7 protein-coding genes, 1 tRNA gene and 1 pseudogene are annotated in these 12,724 nt (G+C 56.8%); 4 read left to right on the top strand and 5 right to left on the bottom strand.

Features of this window, described 5'->3' with window-relative positions; all coding sequences use genetic code 11:
* Positions 1 to 108: 108 nt before the first annotated feature.
* Positions 109 to 185 (top strand) — tRNA-Met (locus GOB85_RS17275).
* A gap of 248 nt (positions 186 to 433) precedes the next feature.
* Positions 434 to 1,804, top strand: a complete 1,371-nt coding sequence (locus GOB85_RS17270) for a hypothetical protein (protein WP_173578671.1) — start codon at positions 434 to 436, stop codon at positions 1,802 to 1,804.
* Between the two features lie 292 nt (positions 1,805 to 2,096).
* Here the strand turns inward: GOB85_RS17270 and GOB85_RS17265 are convergent, their stop codons facing one another.
* The 5 genes from GOB85_RS17265 to GOB85_RS17245 form a co-directional block, all read right to left on the bottom strand.
* Complete coding sequence (locus GOB85_RS17265) at positions 2,097 to 3,809, bottom strand: AAA family ATPase (protein WP_173578672.1); 1,713 nt, start codon at positions 3,807 to 3,809, stop codon at positions 2,097 to 2,099.
* 131 nt (positions 3,810 to 3,940) lie between these two features.
* Entirely contained in the window at positions 3,941 to 5,668 is a 1,728-nt protein-coding gene (locus GOB85_RS17260) for a restriction endonuclease subunit S (RefSeq protein ID WP_173578673.1), read from the bottom strand.
* Positions 5,665 to 7,134, bottom strand: coding sequence for a type I restriction-modification system subunit M (locus GOB85_RS17255; RefSeq protein WP_173578674.1), 1,470 nt, complete (start codon positions 7,132 to 7,134; stop codon positions 5,665 to 5,667). Before GOB85_RS17255 ends, GOB85_RS17260 begins: the two co-directional genes overlap by 4 nt.
* Complete coding sequence (hsdR, locus tag GOB85_RS17250) at positions 7,131 to 9,488, bottom strand: EcoAI/FtnUII family type I restriction enzme subunit R (protein ID WP_173578675.1); 2,358 nt, start codon at positions 9,486 to 9,488, stop codon at positions 7,131 to 7,133. Before hsdR ends, GOB85_RS17255 begins: the two co-directional genes overlap by 4 nt.
* A 44-nt stretch (positions 9,489 to 9,532) precedes the next feature.
* On the bottom strand, positions 9,533 to 9,718 hold the full coding sequence (locus tag GOB85_RS17245) for a type II toxin-antitoxin system prevent-host-death family antitoxin (RefSeq protein WP_173578676.1): 186 nt from the start codon (positions 9,716 to 9,718) through the stop codon (positions 9,533 to 9,535).
* Positions 9,719 to 10,075: 357 nt separating this feature from the next.
* On the opposite strand from GOB85_RS17245, the gene GOB85_RS17240 reads away from it, so the two are divergent.
* Both GOB85_RS17240 and GOB85_RS17235 read left to right on the top strand, forming a co-directional pair.
* Positions 10,076 to 12,157, top strand: coding sequence for a ParB/RepB/Spo0J family partition protein (locus GOB85_RS17240; protein ID WP_173578677.1), 2,082 nt, complete (start codon positions 10,076 to 10,078; stop codon positions 12,155 to 12,157).
* A 138-nt stretch (positions 12,158 to 12,295) separates the two neighbouring features.
* Positions 12,296 to 12,616 (top strand): annotated as a pseudogene (locus GOB85_RS17235) (DUF932 domain-containing protein); the annotation flags it as partial.
* Positions 12,617 to 12,724 lie beyond the last annotated feature (108 nt).

Raw genomic sequence — 12,724 nt, 5'->3', positions numbered from 1 at the left:
GCCGTGAAAACCCCCAGCGCCTATGATACTGTGGCTTAAGCCACGGGAAAGTCGGTCGCCGCCAGGTCTTCCAGTCTACCTCAGAATAAAATGTCACATGATTACCAACGCGGGGTGGAGCAGCCCGGTAGCTCGTCAGGCTCATAACCTGAAGGTCATAGGTTCAAATCCTATCCCCGCAACCATGCACAAGCCCTTCATGGGACACGATAAACCCGCCCTAAACAGGCGGGTTTTTTGTTGTCCGGAATCCCACGCAGGAAACACATAGGAAACAGACGGAAAGGTACCGGGGCGCATTTTTGTCCACTTTCACAAATGCGTGATTGAAGAGCGGGGCACCCTGTCGCCTGTTTCGGGGTATCATTCTAGGCTTGTCGAGTCAGGACAGTCTGCCCCTCTGCTGTCCGTATCAGGAGACGCAGGAGCAGCCATGGCCGCAGACGAACTCACGGGACTGATCCGTTATCTCGGTCAGGAGGACTGGCAGGAGTGTTTTGGCGAAGTGCTCGCCGATCACATCGGTCCGGTGCTGGAAGCGGGGGATATCACCTTCGAGGATCTGGCGGAGATGATCGGACCCGACGTCGCCATGACGCTATGGGGCTGCGCCTTCGAGGATTTTCTCGGGCAGGACTGGGATGATGGCCGGAACTTCGTGGACGTTTACCTCAAGCGTCGGGGCTGGAAGGAAGGGCCACGTAACAGCGCCTATATGCGTGCCCTCAAGGCTTCGGTCATGAGCCTGTATGAAGTCTCGGATATCAAACCCGGCCAGAGCCTGATGGCGCGTGACCTGCTGCGGGGTGGTGATCCGGTTCTGGTGCATGAAGGCACGGCAACCCGGACACTGGAACAGTGGGACCGGATTGCAGCACGTCTCGTGCCGTCCGATGGAAAGACCATTCTGGCAGGCGGGCTGCTCGCCTATTCACGAGGTGCCTGTGAAGATCTGGCTGCGAACCTTTACAGGGTTCTGCGGAAAAGACGGGGCAAGGCAGAGTTTCCAAAAGTCGATACGCAGACGCTGCATGAACTTGCGCCGATGTTCACGCTGACCTGGCTGTTCCGGACACTGGAGGACATGGCCCGGCAGATGGAGGGGCCAGCGCTGTTCAATGGGGATGGAGAGGATCTGGTCTTCCACGAAGTGTGTTTCCCGCTGGCAAAGGGCGTGACGCAGAAGATGGTGGCAGATTCGCTTGACCAGATCGCGGCTTTGCGGCCGGAGAGCCGGTCGTTCTGGAACTGGCTGAAGGAAAAGCACGATGAACCTGCGCTGAAAACCGGGCGTGATGAAAACGGACGGTTTCTGCGCACGGAGATGGACGATGGCGCGATCGTGCTGGGCACGCTGGATCTGAAGGGGCGGCAGTTGCGGCTGCAGGTGAACTCGAAAGAGCGTGCCGAACGTGGTCGTGCCATGCTGCAGGCTGGTCTGGGAGATCTCGTGCGCGCTCCGCTCACGCAAATCATGACGCCGGCGCAAGCGATGGAAGACCGGGGGACGCCTGGACGGGAGGTCTCGCCAGAACTGCAGATCCCGCCCGGGGAGGAAGCCCGGATTATCGGGCAGATGCTGGAGCGGCACTATCGGCAGGTGCTTGATGAGCCAGTCCCGGCCTTGGGGGATATGACGCCGCGCCAGGCCGTCCAGACAGCTTCAGGGCGTAAAAAGGTGGCCATCTGGTTGAAGGATATCGAAAACACTACGGTCCGCGCCCAAGGGAGTGGCGGTGGCATGGCTGCCTACGATTTCGGGTGGATGTGGCACGAACTCGGAATCATCAGGCTCAGGAAATAGTCCGCTTACGCCTCATCCCGGTCATACAGGCGGTTAGGAGAGTTTCCCGAAAGCCGACATAAATCATCGGGTGCTCTGCCGGCAAAGGCTGATAGCGGTCTTGCGCACGCATTCTACCAAGTCGACCTTCGAAGCTCATCAGTCGTGGCGTATGGAGGCTGGAGGGCTGCGGTCGATAGTAATGATTACTACGTTTACGCTATATCCCTATAGCTTACTCAACGGGTCTGGAATTTCTATTATAGCCGACGATCAGGTCGATCGCGCAAAACGTGATGAACTCCCGTTTCCATCATGCAGACGTAATCTTTAATTGGATGAAATCAAAGATCGGGCGGAATGGCTCGAAATATTGTACATCAAGACCCGGAACCACTTGCTGAGCAAATGGCACCTTGTCACCCGTGAACTTCACTGGCTGCGCCAATTCGGTCAGATCAGGTGCAAAGTAGTTTTCGAGGCCAGGAACTCCATAAAACAGCGATTCAATCGCAAACCGAGCCTGAGCGCCGAAGACCTGACCATCTGGCCGGATGACCTGATTTCGCAAGGCATGAGTTGCTGCGACAGGAACAAGCATGGCGTAGCTTTGACAGTTCGCACGTTGCCTTGTCAGACAACGGGCCACGTCGGCTTCAATCTCATTCCCCAGTTGGACCCAGTCACTGTAGGCTTCGTCGAAATCGAACAAGGCAAAGAACTTCCGTCCCGGATGCCCGTCATACAACGTCTGACGCTTCATGAGATTGCGCAGGAATGAGCAGTCGAAGGCCTGAACTATCTCAAACGGGCAACTCATATCGGCGTAAAGCTTGCGCCATGCTGTTTCGAGGATAGCCACATCCGAAATGCCTTCAGTAAACAATACCGGCCCGGTTGTGTTGGTGAGCACGAAATCAATGCTTAGCCGTGCCTCCATCTCGGAAAACGTGATCAACCCTGCCGACAGCGAGTGGACGATGGTGGATTTGTCCGGTTTGTCGGTGGTCACACCCGCAGCGCTGGACGAAAACAGGTGGATACGATTATCGCATTGCGCGGCCACAGTTGATGCGCTGTGGCTGCTCAGTAGGATATGATTGGTCTGTGCCGCCTCGGCAGAAATGGCGCTGACCTGATCCAGGAAATTGAACTGCCATTCAGGGTGCAGGAATGCATCCGGCTCATCCAGCAGGGTCAGGCAATTCCGTTGTTTGAACAGTTCTGACACTGCAAAGACATAGACGGATTGAAACTGGCCATCGCTAAAGTGGTTCAGTTCCGAAATTTCCAGACCATCTAGCGCAATGCGGATGCTGATGTCATCCAGCATCCCGACAACACGCAGGGCATCGAAGGACCGAAAGAGCGTCTCAGACGTCAGGTCACCATAGTTCTTTCGAAAAGTGTCCAGATTGCATGCCAGAACATAGCGATCCTTTTCCCGATCATAGAGTGTGCCGGGTGTAAAGGTACTTTCCATGCAAGCAACCAGTTGATCAAGGAAGGACCGAACAACGCCGGTTGTACCCCAGAAGAGTTGATTATCCTCGAACGGGTCAAAATTCCCGGTTCCAGCGAATTCGGGACGTTTGAGCACGATCCGGACAATACGGCTGTTGCTGAGGATACCGAGCTTTTGGCACAAATAGCGCCTCGCCAAATTATCTTCCGGTAATAGCATTAACACTACGATTAACAGCTTCTTGCAGGCCGGACCGATGCCGACAAAGCACGAGATCAGGGTCGCATCCGCTCGACGAAGGCGGCGGCGATATCGGTCCTCATACCGCGCAACCAGCGCGGTGACGTTACCGTTCTGACCCGAATAGTAGACCAACACATTGTCTGGCAGCGGCGTTGTTCCAATAGTCCGGCGCCCAGCATCATCGTTGATGTTCAGCAGGCCATCCCGCCATTCGATGCGGGTTTCTGTCCCGGAGATCTCGAAACTGATCGCATAGTCAAACCCCGGCCCGACTGCGTCAGGATCAAAACCGAAGATGTGGTCGAAAATCTCGATCATGGCTTCGAGGAAGTTGGACTTACCCGACCCATTTTTGCCGACGAAGATGTCGATGAAACCATCGCCATCGAACGCAATCGAGAAATTTCGGAGGTTTTTGTATTGACTGATCCAGATCGAGCGGAGACGCCTTACGCGACGGTCCCCAGCCTGATGGCGTCGGCGAGGTGGCGTTGGGTTTGGGCGGCGTCGGAGAGGTGAGCTTTGAGCGCGTCACACACCACCATGAGTTCTTCTACCTTTGCGACGATACGGGCTTGTTCTGCTTCGGGAGGAACCGGCAAGGGAATGGACTTAAGCTTTGCTGCCTTGATGCCTCGCGCTGTCATACCGGTCGCGTTGTCGTCGAGCACTCGCTGAACGGACTGACTCATTATTGCTAACAGGTAGAAGCGGGTATTAGTCGGTCCGAATGGTTTAAAGCAAATCAGACGCTGCGCAATCGCGAAGGGTTCTTCGATGTTGTTGAGACAGATGTTTCCTAAAGGCGCTTCGGTCGTGAAGAATAAGTCGCCCAATTCTGGAAACCCCCTGCTCATCCACTTCGAGAAGGTTTCATCTGAAATGAACTCCCGGGGTTCCCTGTCAAGGTATCCCATCCGCACATTTTTCGCCGTAATCAGCGGGATGCCGGATTGCGTCTTGGGGGGAGTGTTTCCCCGGTAATCAATAAACAGGAAGATATTCTCGAACGACTGGAACTGCCAATGCGACGGCAGGTCGAATGGTGGCGCTTTTGGCTTCGGCGCGACCTTGATTCTTCGGTCCCCCGCGGTGGCAAGTAAATGTTGCTTTGCGTTCTCCCATTTCTGAATCAGTGCCGCCGCGTCTTCGCTATCGTCCGGCGGTACCAACTTGCCTCGCACGGCCAATTCCAGAATTGTCTGCTTGAGGGCGTCGACGCTGACTTCGGTGGTGAACAGGATGTCGAAATGGGCTTCCAGCCGTACCCAGTTGGCGGCAAGGTCGGCGGTATCGGTGCTGGTGGTTAGGGTGGTGAGCAGAGCTTCGACCAGCGTCTGATGCGCGGCTATTGCCGATGCGCTCTCCGTTTCCAGCGCATCGCACAGCGCCATGAGTTCATCGACCTTGGCGACTATCCGCTGCTGTTCAAGAAGGGGGGGGAGGGCAAAAGGCGCTTCGCGTGCTTTCTGGGTGGCCAAGCGCGGAAGATTCATGCCGTGGGCTGCTTCGGTAGCCAGCGCTATGAAGAACTGAGTTTTCAGAAACAGCCGGATATAATCTGAACGGACATCACAATAGCCCCGCATCGGCACCATTTCTGTAGTGCAAACGCCCCCTTCGTCGGCAATAATAACCTTATCGAGGTATGGACGTAATTTTCCGTAAATAACATCACCTGCTTGAAACAGGTTTTTCTGGCTTTGAAACGGTCGATCCGAGCAGCGGACTCGCTCAAGAAGGCGAGATGTGCCCTTTTCAATGTCCTCTAACTCTAAAACCCATGTTTCCGGTGGAAGAGTCCCAGGGCTAGCTTTTTCAGTCTGACCATAGTTGGTGACGTGCCCCAATTGCGACCACACCCAATTACCCGGAATTGCAAACGGCCAGCTTGACGGATGAGCCAAGGGCTTGCCCGGCTTGGCTTTACCCGATGCTACGAGCCGATTTTTCTCAGCCTTAATTCGATTTAGTAGATTAGTAGCAGGCTCATCTTCTGGGTCTTGCGATACCAACCTTCCTTGCACCGCCAATTCAAAAATTAACGCCCGCAGTCGATTAATCCCGTAAAGGCTGATCTGCTTCCCGCCGCCACGCCCTGAACTAGGTTTGCGGTCGACCGCCGTCGTCCAAATGTCGAGATTATTGCTAACCAGCGATGCAATATCGACTGTCATGCGTCACCTGCAAGCGCATCGGACAGGATGGCTTTCAACTGATCGCGTAAAGACTGGATGCTCGCCTGTTGCACCGCGTAGCGCTCCAGAAGCTCATCAGGGTCGTGGCTCTCCCCGTTGGTAACGTGCGGGTTCTTCAAATCGAGATTATAGTTGCGCGCGGCTACTTCCTCGGCGCTAATCTTCCATGCTTGTTCAGTTTCGCGGCGATGCTTGAATCCATCCGCTTCTTCGCCCCACCATTCGCGTTCGGGCTGAAACTCCTCGAACTGCATCGGGCGCGACTTGTTGTAGCTGGTGACGCCCGGCGGATAAGGGTGTTCATAGAACCACGTCTGTTTGGTTGGCGTGCCTTTGGTGAAGAACAAGATATTGGTCTTGATACCGGTGTAGGGATTGAACACGCCATTGGGTAGGCGGACAATGGTGTGCAGGTTGCATTCTTCGATTAGGCTTTGCTTGAGCGTGGTCTTGACGCCTTCACCAAAGAAAAAGCCATCAGGTAGCACCACTGCGGCACGGCCACCGTTCTTCAACAGCTTGATAATCAGCGCCATGAACAAATCAGCGGTTTCGCGGGTACGGAGGTTGGACGGGAAATTCCCTTCAATGCCGTCTTGCTCCATGCCGCCAAACGGAGGGTTGGTGGCGATAACGGGCACGCGGTCGCGCTCGCCATAATCGCGGTAGGGCTTTTCGAGCGTGTTGCCGTGGACGATGCCTGATGGGGTGTCGATGCCGTGCAGGATCATGTTGGTGACGCACAGCATATGCGGCAGAGCCTTTTTTTCGACGCCTCGGATGGTCGATTGCAGCAGCGTCTCATCATCTGGCGACTTCACGAACTGCCGCTTGTAGTCGATGGTGCAAGCGAGAAAGCCACCTGTGCCACAGGCGGGATCTAGCACCACTTCGTCCAACTTCGGCGCCAGCCGGTCGATGATGAACTTGGTAACAGCACGGGGGGTGTAGAACTCGCCCGCGTTGCCCGCGCTCTGAAGGTCTTTTAGAATCTGCTCATAGATCGCGCCGAAGGTATGGCGGTCATGGGTACTGTTAAAGTCGATCTCGTTGATTTTGTTGATGACCTGCCGCATCAACGTGCCGGATTTCATGTAGTTGTAGGTATCCTCGAACACGTCGCGTATGACCTGCGCGCGCTTGCCCACATTGCCGATCGTGGGGAGCTGGGTCTTGAGGGTAACGAACAGCTCTTCTACGAATTTGACCAGAGCGTCACCGGTGATCCCTTCGCGGTCCTGCGCCCAGTTGCGCCAGCGAAAGCGCTCGGGGATGGGCGAGGTGAAGCCGTCCTCCGTCAGCTCAAGCTCTTCCTCCCGGTCATCATAGATTTTGAGGAAGATCATCCAGACCATCTGGCTGATGCGCTGCGCGTCGCCATCGACGCCAACGTCCTTGCGCATGATGTCCTGAATTGATTTTACTGCGCCGGAAACATTGCTCATTCGTTGGATGCCTGTTCGTAAATCTGGTGTTCTAGGTCGCTGAGCGCCGCGTCATATCCGGCCTTGCCGCCGAACGCACCCTTGATGATTTCTAGCGGAGTGCCGATGCCATGAAACGGTTGGAGGCGGAGTACCTTGGTGTCCTCAATGGCGGCAATACCTTCATCCGCATATTTGTCGAGCAACGCCTGCAGAACTGCACGTGCCGTGTCGCCATACTTGGTGAAGTAGTTACGCTTTTTGACCTGTTCCGCTCGTTCGCGCCGGGTCAATGGTGGCTGATCGTAGGCAATGTGGGCCAGTAGATCGAAGTCGCCAATGTCGCGCCCGACCGCTTCCTGAAGGTTGGCAAGGACGACCCCGTGTTTCTCCAGCTCATCAATGATCGCCTGTTTGCGCTCAGCTTCGTTCCACCGCCGGATGAAATCATCCAGTGAGCTAAACTCGGACATGATCGCAGTGCGCGCATAATCCCGATAGCTTTCGGTGATCAGCTTTCCGTCGCTGCCGACATATTCGATGCGCTCGGCAATGATGCGAGCGGTGACACCGGACACGACAATCTTGGTTGTGCCGCTGCCGGTATCGTCATCCACGTTATCATTATCGTCGTCGTCGTCCGGCTCTTCGGGGTCAGGTGGGACAGGATCATCATCGTCGTCAGGTTCGTAGATGACGACCGGCGCACCGTCGAAGGCGTCATCGCGGAACAGCTCAGTCGCCTTCTTGAAGTCCATGATGGTGAAAAAGAACTTGTTGTTGTCCTCATCGATCCGCGTTCCGCGCCCGATGATCTGCTTGAAGATTGTCATGGATTTGATCGTTTGATCCAGCACGATCAGCTTGCAGGTTTTTGCATCGACGCCTGTAGTTAATAGCTGCGATGTGGTGACGATAACCGGAAATGGTTGCTCTGGATCAATGAAGTTATCGAGCTGGGCTTTGCCCTCGACGCTATCGCCTGTGATCCGCATGACATAACGGGGGTTGTCGCGCGCGATCTTGCCAGCCGCATTAACGATGGCTTTCCGCATCCGTTCGGCGTGGTCGATGTCCTCGCAAAAAATGATAGTTTTCGCCATCGGATCGGTGGCGTTGAGGTATTGCATCACCCGTGTCGCAACAAGCTTGGTTCGCTGATTAAGTACAAGGATGCGATCCATATCGGCGCGGTTGTATTCGCGCTGCTCCACGGGATTGCCAAGGTCATCGACCATGCCAGCGGGAGGGATCCAGCCTAGCACATCCTTGTCGATGTCGATACGGATGACTTTATACGGGGCTAGGAAGCCATCCTCGATTCCTTGTTTGAGAGTGTAAGTGTAAACAGGGTCTCCAAAATAGGTGATGTTAGACTCATATTCGGTTTCTTTCGGCGTGGCAGTCATACCCACCTGAATTGCACCGCTGAAATAATCGAGAATTTCACGCCACGCGCTGTCCTCGGAAACGCTGCCCCGGTGGCATTCGTCGATCACGATAAGGTCGAAAAAATCACGGGATACCGACTTGAAGGTCTTTTCGGTTTCCTCAGGGCCAGTCAGCGCCTGATACAGTCCCAAGTGAATCTCATAAGCAGGGTCGATCTTGCGGTTCCGCACCTTAGTCATGGCTTCGCCGAACGGCTTGAAGTCGTTCACCAAGGTCTGATCCACTAGGATATTGCGGTCCGCGAGGAAAAGGATTCGCTTTGCTTGCTTGGCCTTCCAAAGGCGCCAGATGATCTGAAACGTAGTGTAGGTTTTGCCTGTGCCCGTCGCCATGACCAACAACACGCGGCGCTGTCCTTTAGCGATTGCCTCAATGGTGCGGTTGATGGCTTCGACTTGGTAGTAGCGCGGTTCTTTGCCCGAACTGTCGAGATAGTAAGGCTGTTCAACTAATGGTTTTTCGTCAGGCTCAACGCCGTGAAACAAGCAATAGCGAGCGTAAAGCGATTCCGCGTCCGGGAAGTCATTCATGCCGAACGATGTTTCTATATCCTCACCATCGGCGGCGGCACGGTTATGTTGCGCGAAGCCATCGCCATTGGAGCTGAAAGCGCTCGGCAGGTCGAGAATTTCGGAGTAGCCTAGCGCCTGCTGCAATCCATCGCTGACACCATGCTTGTTGTCCTTCGCTTCGACGATGGCGAGCGGTAATCCCGGCTGCCATGACAGAACATAATCGGCGAACTTCTTCTTCTTTTTATTTCGCGATGAAAGGTTGCCCCGCACAATGATGGGGCCGGGAGTCAACGTGACTTCTCGCCGAACTTGCTTGAATTGATCCCAGCCTGCCTGCTTGATGGCAGGGGTTATGAACAAGTCGCAAATATCGCCTTCGCTCAACTTTTGCTTTTCGACCTTGTCCACATTGCCCCCTCAACAAACCTCACTTTATCCCCCCAAACACCGCTTTAATCCCGAACAGCGTCTACCGAGGTCCTCTGACAATCGAGGCGCTTTAATCGCTCGTACTCTTCAACCGCCACCACCACCACGACACCGCGCCCATGCTTTTGGACCAGCACGGGAGCCGCGCGCGCGGTATCGATCATCAGCCCGAATCCGTTCTTCGCTTCCCGCGCCGACATGATTTTCATGGCTGATTCTCGCATGTCCTCTTGTTGGGCCATTTAAGGCTAAATGGCTCTTTTGGGCAATCACAAACTGGGGCGCGATGGCGAGTGGAGCTGCGATATATGAGGTCTCCGCGCCGCCCGCCGCGATCATGATCAACTTCGCTGCACGTCGCCTATGTGAATGTCCGGTTTTACCGGTCGCCCGACACAAAGCCGACTTTCCTCTCCCCCCCCCATTGCCGACATTTTTCTGCCGGGAAAGGGAAGAGTGTGCTGGCTCGGGTATAGCCATCAGAGTCAGAGGGCTGCGCGGATTTTCGTGACGGGTTGAGAGGGTGGGAGAGAGGCTCCTGTCCGCCCGTCATGGAGTTTTTCGCCATGGCGACCGCTATTCCCAAAATCACCCTGAGTTCGTCCCGCGATATCCCGTTCAACCGGCTGGTGCTGTCGCAGTCCAATGTGCGGCGTGTGAAGTCCGGCCTGTCGATCGAGGAACTGGCCCGCGATATCGAGCGCCGCGGACTGCTGCAGAGCCTGAATGTCCGGCCAGTCGTTGATGATGCCGGGGTTGAGACCGGTACCTACGAAGTGCCGGCCGGTGGGCGTCGTTTTCGCGCGCTCGAACTGCTGGTGAAGCAGAAGAAACTGGCAAAGACGGCACCCGTGCCGTGCGTCGTGCGCGAGGCCGGGTCGGCCATTCTCGCCGAGGATGATTCCCTGGCCGAGAATGTGCAGCGTGTGGCCCTGCATCCGCTGGACCAGTTCCGCGCCTTCCGTGACATGCTGGAGAAGGGCATGTCCGAGGAAGAAATCGCCGCCGCGTTCTTCGTGGCGCCCGCCGTGGTCAAACAGCGCCTGCGGCTGATGACCGTTTCCGACAAACTGCTGGATGTATATGAGCAGGACGGCATGAAGCTGGAACAGTTGATGGCCTTTTCCATCAGCGATGATCCTACCCGCCAGGAACAGATCTGGGATATCGTGTCCCAGAGCCATAACCGCGAACCCTATGTCATCCGCCGCATGCTGACAGAAAAGACCGTGCGGGCTTCGGACGCGCGCGCCCGTTTTGTGGGGCTGGATGCCTATCTCGCGGCCGGTGGTCCTATCATGCGCGACCTGTTCGAGGCGGATGATGGTGGCTGGCTGCAGGATCCGGCCGCCTTGGACCGGCTGGTCATGGAAAAGCTGCATGCAACCGGAGAAGATATCCGCGCCGAGGGCTGGAAATGGGTCGAGACGGCGCTGTCGTTCCCATGGGGGCACACACGGCAGTTCGTCGAGATCGATGGCACGGAAGTGCCCCTGACCGATGAAGAGACAGCCCGTCTCGAAATCCTGCGTGCCGAGCAGCAAACCATCGAGGCTGAATATGCCCAGGCCGATGAATATCCAGACGAGGTCGATGCAAGACTGGGCGAGATCGAACACGCCATTCTTGCCCTGGAAGAACGGCCACTGGCGTTCGATCCCGCTGACATGGCGCGGGCAGGCGCCTTCGTCAGCCTCGACAGCGATGGCACGCTGCAGGTGGAGCGGGGTTTCGTACTGCCCGAGGACATGCCGGCTGAGCCTGCAGAGATCGATAATGCCGACGGTTCGGATGAATACGATCACCCCGCGTATGATGGGCGAGAGGAACGTATTGCTGATTATGGCGGTGATGAAGGCGCAGTGAGCGATAGCGTTGCTGCCGATGTCGAACCCGAGGAAGAAGACGGGATCAGGCCGTTGCCTGATCGGCTTCTCACGGAACTGACAGCCTGGCGTACGCTGGCCCTGCGGGACGCCTTTGCCAGCAACCCACACATCGCGCTGACCGAACTGCTGCACACCTTGGTGCGTGATGTTTACTGGCAGACACCGGGTGCGGACTGCCTGGAAGCCTATGTCCGGGAAATCCCGCTGCCGGTCCATTCACCGGACATGCCGGGCAGCCTGCCGGCCCACGCGCTGCGCCAGCGCAACGAGGGCTGGAAGCATGATCTGCCCGAGGACGAGGATGCGCTGTGGCGCTGGATCGACGGGCTGGACGATCCCAGCCGCATGGCGTTGCTGGCCCACTGCCTGTCCTTCGGGGTCAATGCCATCTACGAGCGCATGCCCGCCTATGGCGCGGTGTCCCAGCGCAGCGTGACCGAGCGCCTTAAACGGGCCGATCGACTGGCATCGGCCCTCGGTCTCGATCTGGTCGAGGCAGGCTGGCAGCCCACGGTCGAGAACTATCTCGGCCGGGTGACCAAGGCGCGCATCCTGCAAGCCGTGCGGGAGGCACGCAGCGACGAGGCGGCAGAGCGCATCGCCCACCTGAAGAAGCCCGACATGGCCCGCGAGGCCGAGCGGTTGCTGGATGGTTCGGGCTGGCTGCCCGAGGGGTTGCGGACCGCGGGGCTGGTAGATCAGGCACAGGTTGAAACAGTGATGGCAGGCGGGGATATGGAGGCCATTGCTGCCGAGTAGCGCAATGGATTTTTGGAATAGTGAGACAGCGGCTTCCGGTGCCCGGAAGCCGCTTTTTTCATGTCCGGCCCCCCGGAAAGAGGGAGAGGGCGGCTTCGCCTTTTGTGCCGAATAACCGGCATCAGAGGAGAGTTTTCCATGACTACGACCACCATTCTGCCCCCCGCGTCCCGTGGAACCGCGTCCGGTGGCTTTAAGATCGATCCCTCCCGTGGGGAGCGCAGCGTCCGCGTCTCGTCCGAATGGTTCTCGCGTCCCGATGACGAGCGGTACCTGTCCCTGTCCGACCTGCATGCCGCCACGCTGGCGCGGGCGGATCGGGCCACGGCCCGCACAGTGGAAAGCCGTGCCAGCGTGGCGGCCTCGCGCGACAATGCCGCGCGTCTGACCCTGACCGTGCCAGGACAGAATGACCCGATCGTGCCCACCCACTGGTCCTTTGGCCAGATGTGCGCCTTAGCAGCCTGTCGGGTTGGGCATTTTGCGGCTGATAACGCCGAGGCTGACCCGGCTTATGCTGTTTGAAGCCGTGCCATTCTTTTGCAGTTGTATGCGAGAGCGACGAGT

The organism is Acetobacter fallax (genome assembly GCF_011516735.1).
In the GTDB taxonomy this organism is placed as follows: domain Bacteria; phylum Pseudomonadota; class Alphaproteobacteria; order Acetobacterales; family Acetobacteraceae; genus Acetobacter; species Acetobacter fallax.
This window is presented reverse-complemented; position numbering and strand designations above follow the sequence as displayed.